Source organism: Longitalea arenae, from assembly GCF_016924755.1.
Lineage (GTDB): Bacteria > Bacteroidota > Bacteroidia > Chitinophagales > Chitinophagaceae > Niastella > Niastella arenae.
This window is the reverse complement of the sequence record NZ_JAFFJX010000001.1, coordinates 165,777-191,068: the sequence shown is the minus strand read 5'-3', so window position 1 is coordinate 191,068 and position 25,292 is coordinate 165,777. Positions and strand designations below refer to the sequence as shown.

The 25,292-nt window shown below is 45.9% G+C and carries 18 protein-coding genes; 9 read left to right on the top strand and 9 right to left on the bottom strand.

Annotated features, from left to right (window positions below; genetic code table 11):
• The first annotated feature begins 51 nt into the window (after nucleotides 1-51).
• The 3 genes from JT717_RS00815 (at nucleotide 52) to JT717_RS00805 (ending at nucleotide 2,334) form a co-directional block, all read left to right on the top strand.
• Nucleotides 52-1,374, top strand: a complete 1,323-nt coding sequence (locus JT717_RS00815; RefSeq protein ID WP_205508220.1) for a serine hydrolase domain-containing protein — start codon at nucleotides 52-54, stop codon at nucleotides 1,372-1,374.
• A 185-nt stretch (nucleotides 1,375-1,559) separates the two neighbouring features.
• Nucleotides 1,560-2,105, top strand: coding sequence for a DUF8685 domain-containing protein (locus JT717_RS00810; RefSeq protein ID WP_205508219.1), 546 nt, complete (start codon nucleotides 1,560-1,562; stop codon nucleotides 2,103-2,105).
• A gap of 40 nt (nucleotides 2,106-2,145) precedes the next feature.
• A complete protein-coding gene (locus JT717_RS00805; protein ID WP_205508217.1) occupies nucleotides 2,146-2,334 on the top strand; it encodes a CsbD family protein in 189 nt (62 codons plus the stop codon).
• Between the two features lie 174 nt (nucleotides 2,335-2,508).
• Here the strand turns inward: JT717_RS00805 and JT717_RS00800 are convergent, their stop codons facing one another.
• On the bottom strand, nucleotides 2,509-2,799 hold the full coding sequence (locus tag JT717_RS00800; protein ID WP_205508215.1) for a hypothetical protein: 291 nt from the start codon (nucleotides 2,797-2,799) through the stop codon (nucleotides 2,509-2,511).
• Nucleotides 2,800-3,050: 251 nt separating this feature from the next.
• Here JT717_RS00800 and JT717_RS00795 point away from each other — a divergent pair, with 251 nt between their 5' ends.
• Together JT717_RS00795 and JT717_RS00790 are read left to right on the top strand one after the other, a co-directional pair.
• A complete protein-coding gene (locus JT717_RS00795) occupies nucleotides 3,051-4,628 on the top strand; it encodes an N-acyl-D-amino-acid deacylase family protein (RefSeq protein ID WP_205508213.1) in 1,578 nt (525 codons plus the stop codon).
• A 190-nt stretch (nucleotides 4,629-4,818) separates the two neighbouring features.
• On the top strand, nucleotides 4,819-7,002 hold the full coding sequence (locus JT717_RS00790; RefSeq protein ID WP_205508211.1) for a penicillin acylase family protein: 2,184 nt from the start codon (nucleotides 4,819-4,821) through the stop codon (nucleotides 7,000-7,002).
• A 31-nt stretch (nucleotides 7,003-7,033) separates the two neighbouring features.
• On the opposite strand, the gene JT717_RS00785 is transcribed toward JT717_RS00790, so the two are convergent.
• The 5 genes from JT717_RS00785 to JT717_RS00765 form a co-directional block, all read right to left on the bottom strand.
• Nucleotides 7,034-9,010: an alpha-ketoacid dehydrogenase subunit alpha/beta gene (locus JT717_RS00785; protein WP_205508209.1), complete on the bottom strand. Its 1,977-nt coding sequence runs from the start codon at nucleotides 9,008-9,010 to the stop codon at nucleotides 7,034-7,036.
• A 66-nt stretch (nucleotides 9,011-9,076) separates the two neighbouring features.
• Nucleotides 9,077-9,424, bottom strand: a complete 348-nt coding sequence (locus JT717_RS00780; RefSeq protein ID WP_205508208.1) for a phage holin family protein — start codon at nucleotides 9,422-9,424, stop codon at nucleotides 9,077-9,079.
• 198 nt (nucleotides 9,425-9,622) lie between these two features.
• Nucleotides 9,623-10,912, bottom strand: coding sequence for a M16 family metallopeptidase (locus JT717_RS00775; protein ID WP_205508206.1), 1,290 nt, complete (start codon nucleotides 10,910-10,912; stop codon nucleotides 9,623-9,625).
• Between the two features lie 30 nt (nucleotides 10,913-10,942).
• On the bottom strand, nucleotides 10,943-12,181 hold the full coding sequence (locus tag JT717_RS00770) for a M16 family metallopeptidase (RefSeq protein WP_205508204.1): 1,239 nt from the start codon (nucleotides 12,179-12,181) through the stop codon (nucleotides 10,943-10,945).
• Between the two features lie 248 nt (nucleotides 12,182-12,429).
• The gene (locus JT717_RS00765) at nucleotides 12,430-13,632 is read right to left on the bottom strand and encodes an aspartyl protease family protein (RefSeq protein WP_205508202.1); all 1,203 of its coding nucleotides are present in this window, start codon (nucleotides 13,630-13,632) and stop codon (nucleotides 12,430-12,432) included.
• 339 nt (nucleotides 13,633-13,971) lie between these two features.
• On the opposite strand from JT717_RS00765, the gene mqnC reads away from it, so the two are divergent.
• The 3 genes from mqnC (at nucleotide 13,972) to JT717_RS00750 (ending at nucleotide 19,884) form a co-directional block, all read left to right on the top strand.
• A complete protein-coding gene (gene mqnC, locus JT717_RS00760) occupies nucleotides 13,972-15,096 on the top strand; it encodes a cyclic dehypoxanthinyl futalosine synthase (protein ID WP_205508200.1) in 1,125 nt (374 codons plus the stop codon).
• Nucleotides 15,097-15,466: 370 nt separating this feature from the next.
• Complete coding sequence (locus JT717_RS00755; protein ID WP_205508198.1) at nucleotides 15,467-19,456, top strand: response regulator; 3,990 nt, start codon at nucleotides 15,467-15,469, stop codon at nucleotides 19,454-19,456.
• A 134-nt stretch (nucleotides 19,457-19,590) separates the two neighbouring features.
• Entirely contained in the window at nucleotides 19,591-19,884 is a 294-nt protein-coding gene (locus JT717_RS00750; RefSeq protein WP_205508196.1) for a hypothetical protein, read from the top strand.
• 117 nt (nucleotides 19,885-20,001) lie between these two features.
• Here the strand turns inward: JT717_RS00750 and JT717_RS00745 are convergent, their stop codons facing one another.
• The gene (locus JT717_RS00745) at nucleotides 20,002-20,694 is read right to left on the bottom strand and encodes a response regulator transcription factor (protein ID WP_205508195.1); all 693 of its coding nucleotides are present in this window, start codon (nucleotides 20,692-20,694) and stop codon (nucleotides 20,002-20,004) included.
• On the bottom strand, nucleotides 20,691-22,139 hold the full coding sequence (locus JT717_RS00740) for a sensor histidine kinase (protein ID WP_205508194.1): 1,449 nt from the start codon (nucleotides 22,137-22,139) through the stop codon (nucleotides 20,691-20,693). The genes JT717_RS00745 and JT717_RS00740 overlap by 4 nt, the downstream gene beginning before the upstream one ends.
• 125 nt (nucleotides 22,140-22,264) lie before the next feature.
• Between JT717_RS00740 and JT717_RS00735 the strand changes: the two genes are divergently transcribed.
• Nucleotides 22,265-23,062 (top strand): GLPGLI family protein, encoded by a 798-nt coding sequence (locus tag JT717_RS00735; RefSeq protein ID WP_205508193.1) that lies wholly within the window; start codon nucleotides 22,265-22,267, stop codon nucleotides 23,060-23,062.
• Between the two features lie 367 nt (nucleotides 23,063-23,429).
• On the opposite strand, the gene JT717_RS00730 is transcribed toward JT717_RS00735, so the two are convergent.
• Nucleotides 23,430-25,250: an alpha-amylase family glycosyl hydrolase gene (locus JT717_RS00730; RefSeq protein WP_205508192.1), complete on the bottom strand. Its 1,821-nt coding sequence runs from the start codon at nucleotides 25,248-25,250 to the stop codon at nucleotides 23,430-23,432.
• Nucleotides 25,251-25,292: the final 42 nt, after the last annotated feature.

Here is a 25,292-nt window from a genome sequence, read left to right as displayed (position 1 = left end):
ATTTTTTTTCAATTATAGTATTATCTTCCATTCTAAATATTTCATGTAACCATGAGAAAGCTCGCCAGCACAATTTCAGTTATCCTGCTTGGTATTACCATTGGTTTTTGCCAGTCGAATCATTCCAATTCCGTTAACCACTCTGGCCATCCTGTTTTGAGTATGGCAACGAGCCCTGAAGCCAGTGGATTTTCATCGAAGCGGTTGGCGCGCATTGATACTGCATTACAGGAGTATGTTGACAAGGGAAGAATTAACGGAGCCGTGGCGATGATCGTGCATGAAGGCAAGATCGTATATTATAAAAATTTTGGCTACAACGACATTGATACCAAAGCGCCGCTACCCAAAGATGGCATCTTCCGCATTGCCTCTCAAACTAAAGCTATTACCAGCGTAGCCGTGATGATGTTATATGAAGAAGGAAAATTCATGCTGGACGATCCTATTTCAAACTTCATCCCCGAGTTTAAAAACCCCAGGGTGATCGATAAATATAATAAAGCAGACACTACCTATACGACCGTTCCCGCCAAACGCGAGATCACCATTCGCGATCTGCTTACACATACCAGTGGACTAGGGTATGCACAGATCGGTTCTGCAGAAGCGAAAGCTATTTATGCCAAGGCTGGCGTAGTTGGCGGAATTGGAGTTCCTAACTATATCCTCGCCGAGAAAATGAAGATCCTCGGCACGCTTCCGCTTTTTCATCAGCCCGGAGAAAAGTTCACCTATGGTTTGAATACTGATGTATTGGGTTACCTGGTAGAAGTGGTATCGGGCATGAGCCTGAAGGATTTTTTTCACAAACGCATTTTTGAGCCTTTAGGCATGAAGGACACTTACTTTTATTTGCCGGCCGACAAACAAAAACGGCTGGTCATGCTGTATACCGAAGACAGCGCCACCAAAAAGCTGGTAAAAATGAATGAAAGAGTGAACGTGGTAAATGAAATGTTCCGCGATTACCCCAATATGAAAGGCACATACTATTCAGGCGGCGCCGGCCTGTCCTCTACCATTTATGATTATGCCATTTTTCTGCAAATGCTATTGAACGGCGGTGAATACAATGGCAAACGCTTGCTCAGCCATAACAGTGTTCGCATGATGACGATGAATCAGATCGGCGATATCAGCCGCGGTCCCAACAAGTTCGGACTGGGCTTCGGTATAACGACTGAAAAAGGCAGCGCTGTATTGCCCACACAGGAAGGCACTTTCGAATGGGGTGGTATGTTTTCCACTACCTATTGGGTAGATCCCAAAGAAAAACTGATCGGATTACTTTACCGCAACATCTGGCCTACGAGTTGGGGCAATCTTGGCAACCTGTATAAAGTGCTTGTTTACCAGGCCATGAATTATTAATGAAGCACACTGCAGAATGGCCATACCACCGCTAACGGTAAAGTAAGATCGGCAACCGTTACAGTTAAAGATGCTGTAACGTGTATACTTTATGAGCTTTGCCGGAAATAAGTGACATACTTTACCTACACGATAAATATATTAATGAAAAACTCATTGTATATTTCAGATTGAAAATGTATGATATGGATCAATTGAACCTCGGCATCGGAACCCGTTTACAACACCGGCAACACGGCCCCGGTGTAATTGTAGGTATCAGATACGCAACCTACCTCATTTCTTTTATTCATCATGGCATTAAAGAGATTGATAAAAATGATAGTCATCTCGAAGAGATAATTCCTGAAAATGTTACCGCAGAAATAGAAACGCACAGTGATGTAGAACGATCACTTTTAAAGATATTGCGCTTATGGGGCGGCTTCCAGGAGATCGTTCCATTGGGCGATCGCTGGAAAGGCGGCACCATGATATTGCAACCGGCCGATAAAACCCAGAAAGGAAAAGACATTCCCATCGATGTGTTCTTTCACAAGATCGTGATGCTGCGCGACCGCCTGCGGGTGCTGGAACAGCAGATCAATGCGCATAAACAATTGAGCGACGAAGACAAAGTGAACCTGCAGCAATACATTACCCGTATCTATGGTTCATTGACCACCTTTAATGTGTTGTTCAGGAATAAAGAGCAATGGTTTGTTGGGGAAAAAGGCGCCACAACAGATTAATGGTGGCACAAGATTTTAACTGTTATTAAAAAAGACAGTTATGGACAGATTAGAAATTAAAGGCAACTGGAATAAGTGGAAAGGAAAGATCAAGCAAGCCTTTGGCAACTTAACTGACGATGATATTAAGTATGAAGAAGGCAAAGATGACGAATGGCTGGGCCGTATGCAGGAAAAGACTGGTAAAACCAGGGACGACCTGGTTAAATGGCTGAAATCGCTTGATTAATCACTTATTCAACTATAGAAAAAAGAAGGAGCCATAAGGCCCCTTCTTTTTTTGTACAGATACAAAACCAACCAAAATAAAACATTGATTATTTGCAGCTGACCGCGCTCGAATGTTCCGCCGGGGGCGGCTCCGCGACCAGCTGTATATGCCGACGCTTAAACTTCCCAGGAATTAATAACCTGGCCTGTTGGGCGTATCTTTTATTTTGCCAGAATCTTTGGTACGGCTGTTATCCTGGTTAGAACCTGTAACCGGAGGTTGCGGATAAGCGTTGGCCGGATCTACATGATGTACCGAACTGGCTGAATCTGAACTTTGCTGATCATGGGCCGTGGTACTATCATAGCCCTGCGCATCTTTCGATACGCCGTCGTCTTTGGATGCTCCGTCATTTGCACAATACATTAAGCCGCACATGCTCAACGCGAACAGCATGTGAAAAAAGTAATTGGTCTTTTTCATAAGAATCCATTTCTCACAATATCTTAAATAATCATTCCAGCCCCCGTTGGGCGCGGCTTTCAGCGGCCATTATGCTGTGGAAATTTGTCAACAGTACTGCTTGTATCCGAATGCCCGTGAGGGTGCAATACAACGATTCATCCGCATTCATGGCTCAATGGATCAGGCGGTTATAGAGATTTTTTATCATGAGCGCCCCGCAAAAAAACGCAATGAAAAATGTAAAAATGGTTGCCTAATTTTAAACGACTATGAGAAAATTACTAACGGCCTTATTCCTGCTGGCAGGCATCGCTGGCACCGGCCAAACCAACTGCGATATACTTATTAGAAACGGCCGCATTATCGACGGTACGGGCAACTCCTGGTTTTATGGCGATGTAGCTGTTGCGGGCGGCAAGATCCTGGCCGTTGGAAAGCTTACCGATTACGCTGCCCCAAAGATCATTGATGCCAACAAAATGATCATTGCCCCGGGGTTCATTGATGTGCACGGACATATTGAAGGCGGTATTTTTCAATGGCCCACAGCCGATAATTATATATACGATGGCGTAACCACTGTTATTACGGGCAATTGCGGCGGCTCTTCTTCCAACCTCAAAGAGTTTTTTTATCGTATCGACAGCTTACATCCTTCCATCAACGTAGCTTCTTTAATGGGACATAACACTGTTCGCCAGCAGGTGATGCAGCGCGATAACCGCTTACCGACTGCAGCTGAACAACAACAAATGGAATCGCTGGTAGAAGAAGCCATGAAACAGGGTGCAGTGGGCATCAGCACCGGCCTTATTTATATTCCCGGCACTTTTGCCAACACCGAGGAAGTGGTAGCACTCGCAAAAGCAGCATCCAAATACAATGGCATCTACGCGTCGCATATTCGCAATGAAGAAAGCAAGGCGGTTGATGCCATTAATGAAGCCATCAATATCGGCCGGTCGGCAAACATTCCCGTGCAGATCTCGCATTTTAAGATCGGTGGTAAGGCCAATTGGGGCACCAGCCATATTACCTTAGGACTTGTTCAGCAGGCGCGGCAGGAAGGCTGGGATGTGACCATTGATCAATATCCTTACACGGCCAGCAGTACCAACCTGGGCGTACGCCTGCCCGACTGGGCCTTTGCCGGTGGTAATGATTCTTTGATCGCCCGCTTGCATAACCCCCGAATAAGGGCGCAGATCAAAAAAGAAATGCTCGACCAGCTTCGTAATTACAAATTCAAAAATTACAGTTATTGTGTGGTGGCCAATTATTCGGCCGACAGCAGCTATAACGGCAAAAGCATTACCGAGATCAACAAACTGATCGGGCGCAAATCAAAAGCGGCGCAGGAAGCCGAAACCATTATGGATATGGTGGAAAAAGGCGGCGCACAGATGGTGTACCACAGCATGAATGAAGAAGATGTGAAATACATAATGCGCTACCCGTTTTGCATGACCGGGGCAGATGCCGGCGTTCCTGTACCTGGTAAAGGCATGCCGCATCCAAGAGGCTATGGCACTAATGCCCGCGTTTTGGGTAAATATGTGCGGGAAGAAAAAGTGATCACGCTGGAAGAAGCCATCCGGCGAATGACCTCACTGGCCGCACAAAAATTTCAGCTTAAAGACCGTGGACTCCTGAAAGAAGGTATGGCTGCAGACATTGTGATCTTTGATGACAAAACGGTAAGCGATCATGCCACCTTCGATAAGCCGCACCAGTATTCAACCGGCTTTCATTATGTGTTGGTGAACGGGCAGTTAGTGGTGGAAAACGGCAAACATACCGGAGTGAGGAGCGGGGTGGCGTTGTATGGGCCGGCGTATAATAAGTAAGTCGAGTTCAGCTTAAAAGTTTCAGGTTACAGAGAAATAGAGTTACCGGTTACCAGGTGCCGGTTGCCGGGAGTTAAAACGCAGCTACGCGCCGGCGCAGTACCCGACAACCGGGAACTGGAATTTTTACCACTGTATAACTTGTCAATTGCCAGTTGTCTATTGCGAATTGGTTACTAACTTTACCCCCATGAAGCTGATTCTACTCTTGTTATTTCCAATATCATTGCTGGCCCAGCAACAATTTACGCAGGAAGAAATTACGCGCTGGCAGCAACAGGCAAAACAGGTGACTATTATCCGCGACAAATGGGGCATTCCCCATATCTATGGCAAAACCGACGCCGACTGCGTTTTTGGCTTACTGTATGCACAGTGCGAAGACGATTTCAAAAGAGTAGAAAATAATTACATCGATATCTTAGGCAGAAGCGCCGAAGTGCAGGGCGAAAAAGCGTTGTATAACGACCTGTACACGCGCCTGCTGATCGATTCAGTCGGAGCGAAAAGAGATTATATCCGCAGTCCGGATTCGTTAAAAAAACTTCTCAATGCGTTTGCCGATGGCATCAATTATTACCTGTATAAACATCCAACGGTAAAACCCGCCTTGCTTCGCCGCTTTGAGCCCTGGTTCCATTTAATGTGGACCGACGGCAGCATTGCAGCCATCCAAAGTGGCGGCCTCTCGATCGACGAATTGAAAAAGTTCTATACCAGTGATACAACGGCTACGGTATTCACCAAAAGAATAGAAGAGGAAGAAGCCACCGGTTCCAATGGCTTTGCGCTGGCCCCCGCCCGTACAGCATCGGGCAATGCCATTTTATATATCAATCCGCATGTAAGTTTTTATCTCCGGCCCGAAGTACATGTGATCAGCGAAGAAGGGCTGAATGCATATGGAGCCGTTACCTGGGGACAGCTCTTCGTGTACCAGGGTTTTAACGAGCATTGCGGCTGGATGCATACCTCCGGTTATTCAGACGTAGCCGACCTCTATGCATTAAAGACGCTCAATAAAGACGGAAAGCTAATGTACGAGTATGATAAAAGGAACATACCGGTAATGCAACGTGCAATCACCTTGAATTATAAAGATGGCGACAGCATAAAAACAAAAACCATCAATACCTGGTATACGCATCACGGTCCGGTCATGGGCAGCCGCGACGGTCAATGGCTCAGTGTAAAAGCAGTGAACCGGTCGATGAAAGCCTTGATCCAATCCTGGCAACGCACGAAAGCAACCGGCTTCGAGTCATTTAAAAAGAGTATGGAGTTATTGTCGAACGCATCGAACAATACGGTGTTTGCCGACGACAAAGGGAATATTGCCTACTGGCATGGCAATTTTATTCCCCGCCGCGATACAACGCTCGACTGGTCGAAGCCGGTGGATGGCAGTTCACGCGCGTCTGTCTGGCAGGGATTCCACCGGCTGGATCAAACCATTCACCTTTACAACCCGGCAAGCGGATTCATTCAAAACTGTAATTCAACGCCATATAATGCTGCAGGCAGCAGCAGTCCGAAAAAAGGAGATTATCCCCGGTATATGGCTACCGAACCGGAAAACTTTCGCGGAATAACAGCTGCCCGTTTGCTGGAAAAAGCAAAAAAGTTTACGATCGATTCAATGATCGCTGCAGGTTACAATACTACACTGGCAGCTTTTGAAGATTTGATACCAGCGCTGGTAAACGGTTATGAAAAAGACCTTTCAAAGAACGATTCTATTTATATAAAGCTGGTGGAACCCATAAGCGTGCTTAAGAATTGGGACTTGAAGGCAGGCGTCAATTCCGTCGCCACCACATTGGCCATTGAGTGGATCCAAAAATTACAGACATTGATCAACCAGGTTCGGGTGAATGGTAAAGAAGTGGATATGGTTACCCGTGTGCATGAATATGCAAGCACGGCATCGATCTCAGAGTTGGCCGGCACCTTGTTATCTGTCGTTAATGAATTGACTGGCAGGTATGGCACGTGGAAAACCAGCTGGGGAACCATCAACCGGTACCAGCGGTTGACCGGCAAACTGCAGGAAACTTATGACGATAACAAGCCAAGCCTGCCCGTGGGTATGGCAGCCTCTACCTGGGGTTGTTTGCCATCGTTTGTTAGCCGGTACAATGCTGGCAACAAAAAAAGATATGGCTACAATGGCAACAGCTTTGTATGCGCCATTGAATTTGGCAAAAAGATAAAGGCGAAATCATTATTGACGGGCGGTGAAAGCGGCAATCCCGCCTCCAAGCATTTCGGCGATCAGGCCGAAATGTACACCAAAGGCATTTTTAAAGATGTTTTGTTTTATAAGGACGATGTAATGAAGAACATGGAGCGGAAGTATTATCCGGGGGAGTGAGTTGCGTTGCTCACCAAACTCATACAATACATTAATAACTTAACAACCTTTTCACTGCTTCCGGCAACCTCGACTTCGCAAGGAAATTGTTCTCGAGTTCCAGGTTAAACGGAATGGGTGTATCAAGGGATGCGCAGCGCAATACCGGCGCATCGAGCAATTCAAAACAATGCTCCCCTATCCAGGCTGCTATTTCACCGCCTATACCACCGGTCAATGTATCCTCATGCAAGACCAGCACCCGGCCGGTTCGGCTAACCGCTGCCCTGATGGCTTCATAATCGAGCGGTAACAAACTGCGAAGGTCTAATATATCTATTGAAACTTCAGGATGTGCGGCCGCATAGTCTTCTGCCCAAATAACGCCTTGTCCATACGTTATAATACTTATATCGTCACCCGAACGTACATGCCGGGCTTTGCCTATTTCCGTTTCAAAATACCCATCGGGCACATCGCCACTTACGCTTCTGTACAGCGCCTTATGCTCAAAGAACAATACGGGGTTGGGATCATTGATAGCTGCTATCAACAGTCCCTTTGCGTCTGCTGGCGTTGATGGATACACAACTTTCAGACCCGGCGTATGCACGAACCAGGCTTCATTGGTTTGTGAGTGGAATGGTCCCGCCCCTACCCCCGCGCCACAGGGCATGCGAATGACCACATTCGCCGGCTGCCCCCAGCGGTAATGGATCTTGGCCAGGTTATTTACAATTTGCGTGAAACCCATGGTTACAAAATCGGCAAACTGCATTTCTATCATACTTCTGAATCCCTGCAGGCTAAGGCCCAACGCTGCGCCGATAATAGCACTTTCGCACAAGGGCGTATTGCGCACCCGGTCTTTTCCAAACTCATCTAAAAAGCCTTCTGTTATCTTAAATACGCCACCATATTCTGCAATATCCTGTCCCATCAATACCAGGTTATCATGCCGCTGCATGCTTTGCCGCAGCCCGTCTTTAATGGCGTCAATAAAACGATGGTTAGAAACAGGTCCTTCCGGTTCCCTGATCTTTATTTCGGAAGGCGCATATACATCCTGCAATTCCTTTCCGGTATCAATGATCATAGGCTTGGCATTAAAGCCTATAGTGCATTCTACGTCAATATAATCTTTCAGATCCTGATGAATGCTATCGATCACTTCCTGGGTAAGCACTTGTTTCGACAGCAGGAATTTTTCGAAGTTCTTGATGGGATCTTTCATTTCCCATACTTCAAACAAATACTGGGGAACATATTTGGTGCCGCTCGCTTCTTCATGGCCGCGCATGCGAAAGGTGGCGCATTCAACCATATAAGGCCGGCTGTTTTCAAGGCAGTATTTCTTTACACCTTTAATGGTATCATAAACGCTCAGTAAATTATTGCCGTCGATCTTTACCCCGTCAATACCATAACCACGGGCTTTTTCTACCAGCGCTTCGCAGCGGTATTGCTCATGCACGGGCGTGCTGAGTGCATAGCCATTATTTTCTATCACAAAGATCACGGGCAAGTCCCACACCGCAGCTACATTCACGGCTTCATGAAAATCGCCTTCACTGGTTCCGCCTTCGCCGGTAAACACTACCACTACTTTATTCTCTTTGCGAAGTTTATTGGCCAGGGCAATACCATCTGCAATCCCTAACTGCGGACCCAGGTGCGAGATCATGCCACAAATATAATGCTGTGCATTTCCAAAGTGAAAGCTGCGTTCGCGCCCTTTACTATACCCGCTTTGATTGCCCTGCCATTGCATTAACAGTTTATGCAGCGGCATATGCCGGCTGGTAAATACGCCCAGGTTGCGATGCAGGGGCAAGATCCACTCGTCTTCTTCCAATGCCTGGGTAACACCCACGGCAATGGCCTCCTGCCCTATTCCACTAAACCATTTTGAAATTTTACCCTGCCGCAACAACACGAGCATCTTTTCTTCGATCATCCGGGGCAATAACAGGCTCTTATAAAAATGAACCAGTTGATCGTGCGTCAAATCTTTGCTATCGAAGTGCATACAATACGGTAATAAAATAGTGTACCATGAAGTTAACGCAAATCGAATATCCGCGGAGGGCGGCGTCTATTCTTTTTCATCGCTTTTTTCTTTATATAACAGCGAGGTAACAATCGACAGCAGCAGGCTGAACAAGAGCGCCCACCAGAACCCGTCAACATGGAAGCCTTTGATGAACTTATCCGCCAGCAAGATGATCAGGGCATTGATGACAAATAAAAAAAGCCCTAACGTGACAACGGTAATGGGAAAGGTGATCAAAATAAGAATGGGCTTTATAATGGCATTCAAAATTGCCAGTACGATCGCCAGCACGATAGCCGTTGTGAACGCATCTATTTGCACCCCATTTAAAATATACGATAATCCAAATGCAACAATGGAGGTTACAACGATACGCATCAGAAAATTCATGAGAATAGAGATTTTGTGTATAAATCGGGTGAGGTTGATTTGATGATGCGGCCCAAAGAAAGTATGACCATTTCTGATTTTGAGATTTATCGATTTGCGATCTGCTCAGATTTAAACGCTCCAATTAATCGCAGAATCTCTAAACCCCGAAATCGCTCAATCTCTCACCGCCTCTCGATCTATGAAAAGCTACATTGCCTAAACGACCACCAGTTCATAAAATTCCTCCTTCACCAGGTACTTATTCGCCAGTTCCTGCAGCTCTTTGGCCGTTATATTCTTGATGATCTGCACACCCCGCTCAAAATAGCCTTCCTCCACATTGTTCAGGATCATATTCTTCCAGCGCCCTATCACTTGGAAGGGGCCATCCAGGTCGCCCAGGATGCTGCCGATCATCGAATTGCGCGTCATCATTAATTCTTCGTCGTCTATCAGCTCTTCCCGCAATGACTCCATTTCATAATAAATTTCCTTCACGGTATCTGCCGTTACGTCGCGGCCGGCTTCGGTACTCACCATCCAGCCGCTTTCGCTGGTGAAATTCAACAGGTAACTATATATACCATATGTATAGCCTTTTTCTTCGCGGATATTGCCCATTAAGCGGGAACCAAAGAAGCCGCCGAGCACATTGTTCAACACCAGCACTTTCTGAAAATCGGGGTGCAGGCGGTTGGGAAAAGGGCGGGCAATACGAATCGCACTCTGCACACCATTGGGATCATTCAGGATCTCATATTTTTTCTGCGTTGCCGGCTGTAATGGATGTTGAACAGTTGCTGCGAAGCTGGCAGAACGCGGCTTTAATGGCAGGTTACCAAAATATTTTTCCAGTGTTTCTATAATATCTTTAGGCAGTTTTCCCGCTACAAAAATTACACAGCGGCCCTCCTTATAGTAATTGTTATAGAAATTGACCACGTCTTCGCGCTGTACGGCTGCATAATCATCCAGCTCCATATACTTTCCATACGGGTGATTTTCACCAAACAAATAGGCATCGATCAGGCGGCCGGCCACAAACTCGCATTTCTGCAGGTTCACCTTTAAGCGCTGCTGCGCATTCTGCACATAAATGTTCATTTCCTCCTGCGGAAAAATGGAGTCCTGTACAAGTTCTGCTACTACAGGCAATAATTCATTGATATGTTTGCCTAAAGTGTGCAGGGTCAGCTCTGCCGTTTCATTATAACAGGTGCGGTTAAGGTATGCGCCATAATACTCGAAATGTTCATTTATTTCAAAAGCATTGCGCTTACTGGTGCCGTTCTTGATGAGGAAATTGGTAGCAGCCGCCACAGCCTTTTTCTTTTCCCACCAGTTACCGGCATAAAAAACCCAATTCACCATTAAGGTATCTTCATTTCCCAGATCAACCGCATACACTTCTACACCATTGGTGAGCGTATGTTTTTTACAGGCCGGCAATTGTATATCAAATGCAACCGGATCTATTATTTTCGGAGCGATGGTTCTATTAAGCATAATTCGTTTAGTCGTCTTTTTAATCTTCAATTAATTCTCACTATAATATTTCAGCGTACTGCTGTTATTGGGATTGAATATTTTCTGACTGTATTTTAAAATATCATCTCCGGTTACTGAGAAATATTTATCCCTGTCGGCGTTAAAGAGGTTTACATCGCCCAGCAATTCATAGAAAGCCAGGTTGTTGGCCCGGGTAAGCACGCTCATGTCTTCAAATGCAAGCGTAGCTTCGGTCTTGTTCTTTATTTTGGTGAGCTCTTTTTCGCTGATGCCGCCCGCTTTCAGCTTTTCAATTTCTTCATTAATGGCCTTTTCTGCGTCCTCCATTTTTACGCCTTTTACCAGCTTTCCTTCAACCGCCAGCAAACCTCTGTCAACCGTTCCAAAATGATAACATTCTATTTGGCTGAACAGCTGCTTTTCTTTTACCAGCTTCTGGTACAGGCGGGAAGAACCGCCACCGCCCAACACTTCGGTAATAAGGTCAGCTACATAATACCCATGATCGAGGCGGTCATCCATATGCCATACCTTATAAAGGGCATCCAACGGTACATTGGCTTTCACCTCCATAACGCGCGCTTCATTTTGCACCGGCTCGTTAGGGATCTGCCGAATGTATTTATCACCGGAAGGGATATCGCCAAACCATTTTTCAGCCAGCTGCCGTACCTTATCGGTCTTCACATGACCCGCCACCACCAAAATGGCGTTTACGGGGCGATAATGTTTAAAAAAGAAATTCTTTACATCCTGCAGGCGGGCATTTTCAATATGCGATAATTCTTTGCCGATCGTCATCCAGCGGTAAGGATGTTGCTTATAGGCCATTTCACGCAACTTAAACCATACATCACCGTAGGGTTTGTTAATATAATGCTCTTTGAATTCTTCAATAACCACTTTGCGTTGTACCTCCAGGCTCTTTTCACTGAAGGCCAGCGACAACATGCGGTCACTTTCCAGCCAGAATGCTGTTTCCAGGTTTTCGGCCGGCAGCTGAATATAATAGTTGGTTACATCGTTGCTGGTGTAGGCATTGTTTTCGCCGCCCGCCATTTGCAGGGGCGTTTCAAAATCGTCGATATTCCCCGAGCCACCGAACATCAGGTGCTCGAACAAATGCGCAAAACCCGTTTTATTTGGATCTTCATCTTTGGCCCCTACGTCGTACATAACATTCAATACTGCCATGGGAGTGGAATGATCTTCATGTACTATAACCCGTAAACCATTCGAAAGCGTGAATTTTTCAAATTGTATCATATGCCGTTTTTGCTTTTAAAATTGGGCCAGACCTGTAAGGTGGACGGAGGCGTGCTTCATTAGTCATTAAAGTTCACCTGACAGGTCCACATTTCCAGATTACCCGGCCTGGAGTGCCTGGCCCCTTTATCCGGGAGCGCTTGAACCAACTGCAAATGCTATGGTGCAGCTTACAGGTTTGCCTGCCTCTGGCTACAAATTAACGACAAGTTGAGGTATTTGGTTGAAAGTGATTTGATAAAAGCAGTTTAGCGCCCCGTGAGAATGTTTTTGACCTTCATGGTAAGCACCACCGGCCCTTCCTTCCGCAAAACCAGGATCTTAAGCCGCTCACCCGGGGTTTGCATCAGATTTTTATAGGTTTGAATATTGTTACTGAAGTTATTGGCAACCGCCATGATCACATCCCCTGGTTTGAACCCGGCCTGCTCGGCGGGCGACTCAGGCATAATATCCACCACCTGGATCTCCCCATCTACCACATACATGCCCAAACCGGTGTAGGAATAATCAAACGCCTCTTTATAATGGGTATTGGGCGTCATATAAATATCCTTTTTTTCATAATTGATGATCAGGTTGAACCGGCGCAACAGGTCGTTTCCGATCAGTCCGGCCAACGAGGGGTAAGCCGTCACATTGAACTCATCGTCAAATATATAGGTAGGCACATTTTTGAATTTATAGGGCCCCACCTGCATTTGTTTTATAACTCCCTGTTTCATAGGGGCTTTTCCACCCAATCCTTCTGCCTGGGTGGCATACCATTTACGCTTGGGTTTTACAAAATTGCTGTCGCTCACGAAGTCGGCCGACAGCAGCAGGCACATGCCGGCGCCGGTATCAAAATAGAACCTTGAGGTCAGCTGCCGGTTGTCGCGGATGGTAGATTGCATTATTGGGATCGTATTGATCAGGGGCTTCAGTAAAAAGCCGCCCCGCGGGTATTTGATCGTGCCTTTGGTGTATACAGAGATCTTCAGGCTGTCATAATCAACGCCCACAATGTACCTCGATAAAAAGCTCAATCCGATGATGCCGTCTATTTTCTCCCCATAGGCGCTGGTCAAAACATCATAATCATTAATATGAAAATCAAGGTTCTCTACAGTCAAACCCGGCAGATGAAGTTGTTGCCGGTAGGCGAAAAATACCCGCCGTACGCCCGCAATACCGCGAATGGTGCGGTCGCTTAACCTCGTTTCCAGTTTTAAATAATCAGCGGTGGAAGAATCAAGCGAAATACCACCACTGCCTGTATCCAGGATGAAATTAAGCGTATCGGGAAAATTGCTCAGCTGGGCTTTGATAGTAATAATGCCGCCGGTAAGTAATCTGAAGGGGAATTTGGCAATCAGTTTGGCCGGGGGCGGAATAAACTCTTCCTGGGCCCTGGCAAACCTGACTGAGATCAATAGCAGTAGTAACAAGGGTATGGTCAACAATCGCATGGAAGCAGGTTTAATAAATGTTGCTCGGTGCCGATACTGGCCAGCCGGCCCAATAGCTTTGGAAGGCCAATCGCCGAAAAACACCCATTGATTCGGCTCTTCGCATTTCCGGCTTTTCTGGCTATATCCGTTTTCGGCCTGCATTGTCAAATGTTTGAATGCAGTTAGTAAGATAAAATAATTATGTGAAATTGGTAAACCATTGGAATAAAAACACATAAATGGTCGTTACCAACTGCTCAATTACGAATAGGGGTGTATAAACATCCTTCCTATTTGCAGATATACGATTCGTTCTGAACCGATCGTTTAGTACTTTTGTTGCTACAATAAATTTTTATGCATCTGGATGAGCTCTACGCCAAGGCCCTGAATTTTGATATGCTGACCGTCGAGGAAGGAATGTACCTGTTTGAACAAGCCCCATTGACAGAACTGATGTTTGTAGCCAATGAGTTGCGTAAAAAACAAGTTCCCCATGGAAAAGTTACCTGGCAAATAGATCGTAACGTAAATACCACTAACGTATGTATTGCCAATTGTAAGTTCTGTAACTTCTTTCGCATACCCGGCCACAAGGATGCTTATATCACCGATCTTGCTACCTATAAGAAGAAAATTGAAGAAACCATCCGCTGGGGTGGCGATCAGTTATTGCTGCAGGGTGGCCATCACCCCGAACTGGGTTTACAGTTTTATGTTGACCTGTTCAAACAATTAAAACAGCTGTACCCGAGCATTAAGCTGCATACTTTAGGCCCCCCTGAAATTGCCCATATTACCAAACTCGAAAAATCGACCCACCGCGAAGTTTTGACCGCTTTAAAAGAAGCGGGTATGGACAGCCTGCCGGGCGCCGGCGCCGAGATCCTGGTCGATCGCGTACGCCGCCTCATCTCCAAAGGAAAATGCGGCTCGCAGGAGTGGCTCGATATAATGCATGAAGCCCATAAACTGAACATTACCACCTCGGGCACCATGATGTTCGGGCATGTGGAAACACTGCGCGAACGTTTTGAGCACCTGGTGAAGATCAGGGAGGTACAGGCTAAAAAACCAGCCGAAGCTAAAGGTTTCCTGGCCTTCATTCCCTGGACCTTCCAGGATGTGGATACCCTGCTTACCAGGATCCGCGGTGTACATAATCTTACCACGCCCGATGAATATATTCGCATGATCGCCATTAGCCGGATCATGCTGCCCAACGTGAAGAATATCCAGGCTTCCTGGCTCACTGTTGGTAAACAAACCGCCCAAATTTGTTTGCATGCCGGCGCTAATGATTTCGGCAGTATTATGTTGGAAGAAAATGTGGTAAGCGCTGCTGGTGCACCGCACCGATTTACCTACAAAAGCATACAAAACGCTATTCGCGAAGCGGGTTTTGAACCGCAATTGCGCAACCAACAGTACGAATGGCGCGAATTACCGGCGTATATCGAGGAGCAAGTGATAGACTATTAGGTAGAATCACTTTAAAGTGTAACATATTACCACCTAAGGAACGGTTCCAGGGTGCAGGTTACAGGTTTGAGGTGCTCGCTGTCAGCCGTTTCCGGTTGCCGGGGCTTCAATTTCAAAGTGCAAGCTTTTTGCTTTCAGTTTGCGGTTTATGGCTGTTTTCCGGGATACTGAAAGCGGCAATGAATTTCCCTGTAACCTGAAACCTGTAACACTTTCTTACCACTTTATTTGTTCATCCTGGCCAGCGGCCGTACCCAAAGCATAAAATCATGAAGAATTACCCTTATTTATGATAAAAAACAAGGGTTGATGTTCAATACAAACTATATTTATCAGTTATATATTGGGTAGGTTTGTATCCTTTAAATCCATGAAGAGTCCTGTTCGAAAACTGGTCAGAATTGCTGTCGTGCTGCTTGCCGCTGTGCTGCTGTTTAATTTCTTCGGTTATTACATGATTCATCTGTCGTCGAAACAGAATGAACAAATGGTAAAACTGGTGAACATAAGCGGGCAGCAACAAACTTTTGGCCAGATCATTACCAAGGACGTATTGCTTCTTACCAACAGCCGCCTGCCCGAACCGGAACAACAAAACATCCGGGAACAACTTAAACAAGCTACCGACTCTTTTCTCGTTTGCAACCAGCTTTTACGCAATAAAATAAAGATCGTAAAGGATGAACCGGTTACCGCCGACCTCCTGGAAATCACCCGCGACCTTACCAATGCCCAAACTCATTTTAAGGCTATTGTTGCTGTAGCGCAGGAAGTGCAGCAGGCTGATAGTGAGCTGCTGGCCATCAATGGCTCCCTGTATAAACAACAGATCTTGTACAGCGAAAGAAAGTTCTTTGCGCTGATGAACCAGGTAGTGCAGCGGTACACGGAACTGGTAACAGAAAGAATAGAAGCGTCGTCAACTATCAATACCGGTAAATTCATTTCGCTCATCGTTGCCCTCATTTGCCTTATTTTCCTGGTGATCGATCCGCTGTTGCGCAGCAACAGAAAGAACTTTGAAGCCCTGCAAACGGCCCGGAATGCCCTGCTGCGCGAGAAGAAATACCTCTCTTCCATCCTTAATTCACAAACAAACTATGTTATCCGTATAGACCGCAACGGAAACTTTACGTATGCCAATCCGCAATTCTTGAAAGTCTTCGGCTATACTGAAAGTGAAGTACTGGGTGTTCCCTTTTATACGACCATTCATCCCAAAGACCTGCACCGCTGCCAGGAAGTAGCCGACCAATGCTGGTTAAACCCGGGCACAGTTTTCAAGCTGCTGATCAAAAAATCTATCAAACAAACGAACAGTTTTCAGTGGACCGACTGGGAATTCATTGCCTTGCAGAATGAGGATGGGGTTTCGGAGATCCAGGGCATTGGCGTAAATGTTACCGAAAAAGTAATTGCCGAACAGGCGCTGCAAAACAGTGAACAGAAATTCCGCCTGCTGGCAGAACATGCCGAAGATATAATTTCGGTAAGCAGTCCCGAAGGTATCTTTCAATATGTATCTCCATCGGTTGAAAAAGCCCTGGGATATTATCGCGAAGAAATGGAAGGCCATTCCATAACGGAATTCGTTCACCCGGATGATGTGTTTGCCTTTACCCCGCATAAAGGCAGTGTGGCCATGAACAGGATCGATAACCTCACCTTGCGCTACCGCATTCAAACCAAAAACAAGGAATATATCTGGCTCGAAAGCATCTTAAAACCGGTGAAGGAAAACAAGCAGGTTGTGAAGATCATCACTACTTCCCGTAACATTACCGAACAAAAGAAAGCCGAGGCAGAACGCGAGCAGCTGCTGTCGGATGTTAAGCAGTCTGAAGAACTGTTGCGCACCATTATCAATTCTACGCCCGACTGGATATTCATCAAAGATCCTAACCACCGCTTCCTGCTGATCAACCAGGCCTGCGCCGACTCCCTGCGTAAAACGCCCAAGGAAATTATTGGCAAAGACGACCTCGAAGTTGGCTTTCCCGTTGAATATGTTAAAGGAGATCCTTCCCGCGGGATACGCGGTTTCTGGGCCGATGACGATGAAGTGGTGCGTTCCGGCAAAGTGATCTACATTCCCGAAGAACCGAATTTTTCCAATGGCCAGCTGAATACGATGAGCACGGTAAAAGTACCGCTGAAAGATGCAGATGGCAATGTATGGGGCGTGTTAGGGTTTGTACATAATATTACCCCGCTGAAAAAGGTAGAAGAAAACCTGCGCCGCAAAGACCAGTTGCTGCAGGCAGTGGCCGAAGCAACGCATTTGCTCATAAGTAATAATAACCTCGATCAGGCCATTGGCGAAGCGATTCAGTTGCTGGGCATGAAAATGCAGGTCGATAACCTGAACGTTTACAAAAATGAATACATACTAACAGAAGATAAATGGTATACCAGCAGGTTGTGGCAATGGGAAAGTGCCGGCGATGAACTGATCTACCGTACGCCTGATTTTCAGAACAAAGAGATAAACATCAGATCGCCGCTATTTCAAACCCTCATCAACGAGGAAATATATTGCAGCCATGTGAGGCATATGCAGGATGCTGAACTACGGTCTTTTTACGAAGAAAGAGGTGTTAAAACAGCTGCAGTACTGCCTGTGTTCACCATGCATTATTTCTGGGGCTTTGTAGCGTTCAGCGATTGCACGCAGGAACGCGACTGGACGATCACCGAATTCAGCATTCTGCAATCATTTGCCGCCACCCTGGCCGCGGCCATCGAGCGTAAGCAAATGGAGCAGGAACTGGTGATGGCGAAAGACATGGCCGAAACAGCCAACCAGGCCAAAAGCGAATTCATGGCCAATATGAGTCATGAACTGCGTACGCCTATGAATGGCATCATTGGTTTTACCGATCTTGTGCTTACCACAAACTTGCAACACAGTCAACGGGATTACCTGGAGAACGTAAAGAAATCGGCTTACGGCCTGCTTGATATTATCAACGACATTCTCGATTTCTCAAAACTGGAAGCCGGTAAACTGCATATCGATAATACCAGCTTCAGAATAGATGAACTGGTGGAAGAGACCATCGATATGCTCACGGTAAAGGCTTTTGAAAAAAAGCTGGAAATGGTTTGTCATATCGATCCATTATTGCCCAGCCGGGTTAGTGGCGACCCCGTTCGGATCCGCCAGATCTTCGTGAACCTCCTGGGCAATGCCATTAAATTTACCCAGCAGGGCGAAATATTCGTGTCGCTTAAAAAAGCTGGCAACGTTTACGTAAAGGACAACAAAAAGTTTATTGATATTCATTTGTCGGTACGCGATACGGGGATTGGCATCTCGCAAGAAAAACTGGTAAAAATATTCGACAGCTTTACGCAGGCCGACTCTTCAACCACCCGCAAATATGGTGGTACCGGCTTAGGCCTCACTATTTCAAAAAGTTTAGCCGAGCTGATGGATGGCAGCTTACAGGTAGAGAGTGAAGCCGGCAGTGGCAGTACATTCACCCTGCGCTTACCGCTGCAAATTGTAAATATAGAACCGCAGATTACAAGTGTTTACCGGCCACCTTTGCAAAAAGTGCTGGTCATCGATGACAATGCAAGCAACCGCTGGCTGATGCAGGAGATCTTCCGGTATTTTGGCATTGCGTGTGAAACAGCTTCCAGCGGACAGGAGGCATTGACCATCCTGCAACGGATCCGCCAGCAGGCAGAGCCACTGGATCTTATTCTTACCGATCACCACATGCCCGAAATGGATGGTATACAGCTGGTGCAGGAGATCAGGAATATGCCAAGCAATTTTGCACAGCCAGTGATCATGATGCTTTCTTCGATGGAAAAAAATATGGTACAGCGGCAGGCAGAAGAATTGGGCATCCATAGTTTCTTATCAAAACCCGTTAAACTCTATGAGCTATATGCAATGCTTTCGGCTATGTTCACTACCGGGAAACAACAACCGGCTAAGATAAATGCTATTCCTACGATTGAAAAAATAACCGGCGCCGCCACGATCATGGTGGTGGAAGATGAACCCATCAACATGATGCTGATCACAGAGGTGCTGGGGAAAATGGGATTTGCCGTTATTAAAGCTACCAATGGCAAACAGGCGCTGGAACTGTTACAGGAACAGGACCCGCAGCTGATCTTTATGGATGTAAACATGCCCGAAATGGATGGCTTCACCACCACCCGCCTCATCAGGCAATTGCCTGAGCCGCACAGCCTCATTCCGGTGATTGCACTCACTGCCGATGCCATGCAGGGCGATAAAGAAAAATGCATTGAATCAGGCATGAATGATTATATCTCCAAACCTTTCAAACTGGAAGAAATAGAAGCTGTACTGAAAAAGCGCATGTTATTGGTGTAACAACACGGAAGCCGGAGGCAGGAAACCGGAAGTCAATGGCCGCAAGCTCCTTGGCTAAATTTTAACAACCAACCCGTAATATTCTTACAACTTCTGCGACCCATTATTTGTCTTAATTGTCGTAAATTCAGGAAATGAACAAACAGCAAACTTCGACCTCATTGATATTTTGCGTACTGATGGATATCATTGGTTACGCAACATACACCATTCCCTTCTTAGGTGAATTTGGTGATATCATTTGGGCGCCCATTTCTGCGCTCATTTTCTACCGCACTTTTGGTGGTTGGAAAGGCGCCTTTGGCGGATTGTTCAACTTTGTGGAAGAGCTGATGCCGGGGCTTGACTTCATCCCCAGTTTCACCATCATGTGGTTCATGCAACGCTTAAAAAAACCACAGCAGATCAAGACCATCAAATTAAATTGATCTTAGCATTCAAATAATCAAAACGTCAAATGAGTCAGTCAAATGTCGTATGTATTTGACTATCTGACTTATTTGACTTCTTTGACTCATTTGACCCCTTTGACTCATTCACTCCTTTCATCCGGTCACAAAGCGGTATCCTACTCCTTTGATGGTAATTATTTCCAGCAGATCATCTTCTTTCAGATAACTGCGCAATTTAGTGATGTAAACATCGAGGTTGCGCGAGTTAAAAAAGGAATCATTGCCCCAGAGCAGATTCAGAATGTCTTTGCGGTCAATGATCCGGTCGCGGTTCTCGTATAAGATTTTCAGCAATTCACTTTCGCGGAAAGATAGTTTTCGCACTTCATGGTAACCCGACAGCACCTGCCGGGTTACATGAAAGCTGTATTTGCCAATTTGTAAGATGTCTTTCGCATTGGTGACAGGCACCCCTTGCTGCCTGATGCGCAATGCATTTTCAATGCGCACGATCAATTCCTCCATGCTGAAGGGTTTGCGAATATAATCATTGCCCCCGATCGAGAACCCTTTTACCAGGTCGTCGGTTTGCGTTTTGGCGGTGAGAAAAATAATAGGTACCGTAGGATTTAGCTCGCGTATCTCGCTGGCAATGGTGAATCCGTCCTTATGCGGCAGCATAACATCCAGCACGCATACATCCGGGTTCAGTTGCCTGAAAACAGGCAATACATTCGTGCCGTCGCTTTCCATCACCACCTCGTAGTGACGGCTTTCCAGGCTCTCCTTTACAATTTTACCCAGGAACAATTCATCTTCTACATAAAGCACCTTGGTCTTATTCATGAAGCTGCAGGCAGTTTTATAATGAACCGGCTTCCAACACCGGGTTTACTTTCCACATCAATACTACCGGCATGCCGCTGAATAACATACGCTACATAGCTCAATCCCAACCCATAGCCTTTTACATTATGGGTATTACCAGCAGGCACGCGGAAAAACTTATCGAATATCTTTTTATGATATTCTGCAGGAATACCAATGCCATTGTCAGTAACATAGAGCTGAATGCGGTCGTTCTCATCCTTTAGCTCAATCTGTATGGAGGGATCATCCCTGCTATACTTCAAAGCATTGTCGAGTAAATTAAAGAGCACACTGGTAATATGCAGCCGGTCTGCTTCCACTTCAAAATGATTTCCCTGCAACTGCAGGTTTACCTGCGCTTTGTACTTTTCAAATTGCAGTTTCATGGAATTAACTACTTCCCTGATCAACACAGCCAGATCAACGGTTTCTTCCTTTAACTCAACCTGGTGCTTTTCAAACATCGACAGTTTCAATACTTTATCAACAAGGAATGATAAGCGCTGTAACTCGTTCGAAGAAATGGCCAGGTATTCTTTTGTTTTCCCGGGATCCTGTAATGCATCAAAATTCCGTAAAGCTTCGATGGCCACACTTACCGTAGCAATAGGCGTTTTCAGCTCATGCGTAATATTGCTTATGAAATCGTTCTTTATCTGGGTGAGCTTTCGTTGTTGAACCAGGCTCCTTAGCAACAGCGTAAACGAAAAGACCGTAAGCCCTACCAGCAATAAGGAGATCAGGATCTGCGACCAGATCTTCCGTAATACAAACGCAGTTGTGTTCGAAATCTCCAGGCGGTAGGTTACCGGCTTATTGAAACCAATAGTGATCGTATTCTCCGTTTCGAAGGGTGGCGGAGGATACAGCGTATCGTTTATTGCAAGTTTAGCTTTATGGCTGCTTATGGAAAAGGGGATGGAAATCCTTTCTTCTTTGAGGATCTGCGCATAACCAGCCGTTAATTCTTTTATGCTGATGCTGTCTTGCAGCGAATCGACCCGGCTTAATACCTTTACAAGTCCCTGGCCCGGTCCATCTCTGAAGACATGAATTTCCTCAATGGAATCGGCGGGCAAACCCTCGCGTACAAACTGCGCATTTTTCTGCGTAACCAATACCCGCACCCTGTCTTTACTGCGCGAAGTATCCAACATCCTTTTCCGCATTACGTCCATCATTCCAATTGCGCTCCGATGCGGCACCCTGAAATGAAAATTCGTATTGAAATTGGAATCCAACTTCAGCTTTTCCACCCTTACACGCTGCACCGCTTCACGGAAAAATACATTGGTGCGAAAAACAAGGTCTTGTTTTTCTTCCCGGAATGTTTTTACCAGCCAGTAAACCTGGAAACCTGTTACAGCTATTATAGCCAGTAACATTAAAACAACCGGTAAATACAAGCGGCGCCTGTTCATATGTTACAAAAGTAGCCGTTTACTGTGCACCCGTTGAATCTTTTTAACCTTAATTAACATTAAACCAAGGTGTTTTAACCTGCTGCCTTTACTGACTGCGCTAGTTTTGAAACAAATAAATGTATATGAAAACAATATATTTCCTGGCTGGCTTTTTTCTGGCCATACAGTCGCAGGCACAGCAACAAAGCGGCCGTGTAGTGTATGAGTTTACCCGTCAAATGCAGCTTAGGGTAGCGGCTGCACCGGGAGGAGCGGAACATACCCCGCCGCCGCCACGTGCCCATGTTATTAAGCTGGAAGTGCTTTTCGGTAACAACCAGCTCCTGCGCCGGCCGCTGGAAGACAATACCTTGAATGATTTCGCCGGTAATGAAAACGGCATTCAGATCCGTGCGTTCGGCATGGGTGATGATGATATTACGTGGTGCAATTTTATGGAAGGCCGCAAAGTGGAACAAAAGGAGTTTGCCACAAAACTATACCTGGTTACGGACAGCATTCGCAAACTACACTGGAAATTAAGCGGCGAATCGCGTAATATACTGGGTTACACCTGCCAGCAGGCAACGACCTCACGGGTCAGCAAACGAAGTATGATCTCGATGGAGAACGGCGTTATGACCCGAAAAGAAATTCCCGACACCAGCCAGGTGAGTGTTTGGTTCACAACTGCTATTCCTGTACCTGCGGGGCCTGATTATGAAGGCCAGCTACCTGGCCTGATCTTACAGATCGATATCAATAACAACACCATCTTCAGGGCTATTGAAATTTCCGCAAAAGCCGATCTGGCAGCCATTAAAGAACCCAAAAAGGGGAAGAAACTTACAGCAGAGGAATTCAATAAAGAACGGGAAAAAACAATGGCCGAAATGCAACGTGATGGGGGTGGTAAAAGGGTTATGCACATTGGAAATTAATGTGCATCGCTTAGCCATAACTTCTTTGCTTTAGCACTTGCCCACAATCATGAAACATGGTGATGGCCATCATAGATTAAGTGAAAAAATCATTCTACTTTCATAGTGGTTTTTCATAGGATATTGGATTAACACAGGGCTGGATGTCTATCCGGCCCTTTATATTTCTAACAGGTTGTAGGTTATCAATTCCCTATAAACGATGAAAAACTTATCGCAAATCAATAATTATTTAAACAAGCATTTCTGTGATGGCCGTCATAGATTTTATGCTTTTATCGTAGTACTTTCATTTCGGTTTTTCATAGGATATTGGATTAATACGGGGCTGGATGTCTATCCGGCCCTTCTTTATTAAATTGTTACCTTAGTCGCGCGACAGCACCAATGCATTATACGGTCCAAGGTTGATCGCAGCACTGAACTCCTGACCATCGCGCTTACTTTCAAATGTTTCGGCTTCCAGCGCTGGCGTATCAGTAAACGATTCGTCATACCCTTTCCAATCGCTGTTAAAACGCACTTTCCAAACGCCTTCTTCCGGCACACCGATCACATAGTCTTTGTGTTCTTTATTCGCAAAATTCAACACTACAATGGTACTGTCTTTCGGACCGCCATCATACCAGCGATGGAAGGCAATTACTTTCTCTTCATGATTTACATGAATGATCTTTGTATGTTGCCCGGTAAGGCCTTTGGTTAAGCCGTCGATGTTACGCCGCAAGCGGATGCAATCGCGATATAAACGGGCTATTCCCTTGAAACTGGAGAACTTTGACCAGTCGAGCGGTTTGGTATCATCAAATTGTTCATCTTCAACAAACTCCTGGCCCTGGAATATCATGGGAATGCCGGCGCAGGTAAATATCAGTACAGCGCCCAGCACCGATCGTTTTTTAGCAAACCAACCTTGTGGATCTTCCGGATCTATCTCTTCCGGCACACGCGACTTTCCATTAGCCACATCATCGTGTGATTCGGTATAGATCACCCTTTGTAAAGCATCGCCATTGAAATTGTGCATGATGGCGTATTCAATATGGTTCATGTCGCGGTGTGCATCGTCTGGTACTTTCAATACACCCCGCACATTAAATGTAAATCCCGGATCCCATTGGGTATTAAAGCCTTCTCCGCCTTCTTCTTCTTTTTTGGTGATCCATTCATTGTTTTGCAGGTCTTCTGCGATCATGATCTTCCACGGATACCGTGCTTTCACTTCTTCATTGATCCATCGCATGAGGGTCCAGCCTTCGGGCAGGTCGGCTTCGGGCAGATTTTTACCATGTACATTGCGAACAAATAACAGCGCATCGGTACGCAAGCCATCGATGTGATAATCTTCGAGCCACATTAAAGCATTGTCACGCAGGTATTGCCTTACTTCTGGCCGGCCATAATCCGGCCGGGTATGCCCCCAGGGCGTTTCCGCCCGCCAGTCCTGGTAGAAGTAAATGCCGCCAAGACCGTTCTCACTCCAGCCATCAAACTGCCACAGGTCCAGGTCTGAAGGACCAAAGTGATTGTATACGACATCCAGTATAACAGCAATGCCCAGCTCATGCGCTGCGTTTATCAGTTCTTTAAAACCCTTTATGCCACCATAATCCGATTCAATCGCAAATGGGTGTGATAAATTATATCCCCAGGAAAAACCACCGGGGAATTCTGTGGTCGGCATAATTTCAATGGCATTTATGCCCAGGGCTTTTAAATAACCCAATCTTTGCCTGGCCGTTTCAAAAGTGCCTGGCTTACCGTCTTCTTTTACATTGAAAGTGCCTATATGCATTTCATAGATCACCAGCTCATTCCAGGCAGGCATCTGGAAATCGTGGTCGGTCCATTCAAAATGCGGATCGGTAATAATAGAATTGCCCGCCGAATTGGTTACTTCGCGGGCATAGGGATCATTGCGGTACAGGAGCTCGTCCTTCTGAGTTTGTATGATGTATTTATATTGATTGCTAACCACAGCGTCCTGAATATTCAGGCCCCAATAACCATTGCCTTCATGGGTCATCGGGTGTTTCTTCTTCGACCAGTTATTGAAATCGCCGGTAACAAATACTTTTTTGGCGTGCGGAGCCCAAACCCGGAAGAAAACACCGTTTTCATGTGGTATTGAACCCATACCTTGTATATTCACTGCCGGCGCTGCCAGCGTTGCGCTTTTTTTCGACATGGTAGTACTGTTTGAATTTTCAATGTTTAACCTATGCAATTT

Excerpts from the sequence above, each read along its gene's own strand:
- JT717_RS00810 (WP_205508219.1), top strand. The coding sequence starts at position 1,560 with ATGGATCAATTGAACCTCGGCATCGGAACCCGTTTACAACACCGGCAA.
- JT717_RS00730 (WP_205508192.1), bottom strand. The coding sequence starts at position 25,250 with ATGTCGAAAAAAAGCGCAACGCTGGCAGCGCCGGCAGTGAATATACAA.
- JT717_RS00745 (WP_205508195.1), bottom strand. The coding sequence starts at position 20,694 with ATGAATAAGACCAAGGTGCTTTATGTAGAAGATGAATTGTTCCTGGGT.
- JT717_RS00775 (WP_205508206.1), bottom strand. The coding sequence starts at position 10,912 with ATGCTTAATAGAACCATCGCTCCGAAAATAATAGATCCGGTTGCATTT.
- JT717_RS00795 (WP_205508213.1), top strand. The coding sequence starts at position 3,051 with ATGAGAAAATTACTAACGGCCTTATTCCTGCTGGCAGGCATCGCTGGC.
- JT717_RS00735 (WP_205508193.1), top strand. The coding sequence starts at position 22,265 with ATGAAAACAATATATTTCCTGGCTGGCTTTTTTCTGGCCATACAGTCG.
- JT717_RS00780 (WP_205508208.1), bottom strand. The coding sequence starts at position 9,424 with ATGAATTTTCTGATGCGTATCGTTGTAACCTCCATTGTTGCATTTGGA.
- mqnC (WP_205508200.1), top strand. The coding sequence starts at position 13,972 with ATGCATCTGGATGAGCTCTACGCCAAGGCCCTGAATTTTGATATGCTG.
- JT717_RS00755 (WP_205508198.1), top strand. The coding sequence starts at position 15,467 with ATGAAGAGTCCTGTTCGAAAACTGGTCAGAATTGCTGTCGTGCTGCTT.
- JT717_RS00765 (WP_205508202.1), bottom strand. The coding sequence starts at position 13,632 with ATGCGATTGTTGACCATACCCTTGTTACTACTGCTATTGATCTCAGTC.
- JT717_RS00770 (WP_205508204.1), bottom strand. The coding sequence starts at position 12,181 with ATGATACAATTTGAAAAATTCACGCTTTCGAATGGTTTACGGGTTATA.
- JT717_RS00790 (WP_205508211.1), top strand. The coding sequence starts at position 4,819 with ATGAAGCTGATTCTACTCTTGTTATTTCCAATATCATTGCTGGCCCAG.
- JT717_RS00805 (WP_205508217.1), top strand. The coding sequence starts at position 2,146 with ATGGACAGATTAGAAATTAAAGGCAACTGGAATAAGTGGAAAGGAAAG.
- JT717_RS00800 (WP_205508215.1), bottom strand. The coding sequence starts at position 2,799 with ATGAAAAAGACCAATTACTTTTTTCACATGCTGTTCGCGTTGAGCATG.
- JT717_RS00740 (WP_205508194.1), bottom strand. The coding sequence starts at position 22,139 with ATGAACAGGCGCCGCTTGTATTTACCGGTTGTTTTAATGTTACTGGCT.
- JT717_RS00815 (WP_205508220.1), top strand. The coding sequence starts at position 52 with ATGAGAAAGCTCGCCAGCACAATTTCAGTTATCCTGCTTGGTATTACC.
- JT717_RS00750 (WP_205508196.1), top strand. The coding sequence starts at position 19,591 with ATGAACAAACAGCAAACTTCGACCTCATTGATATTTTGCGTACTGATG.
- JT717_RS00785 (WP_205508209.1), bottom strand. The coding sequence starts at position 9,010 with ATGCACTTCGATAGCAAAGATTTGACGCACGATCAACTGGTTCATTTT.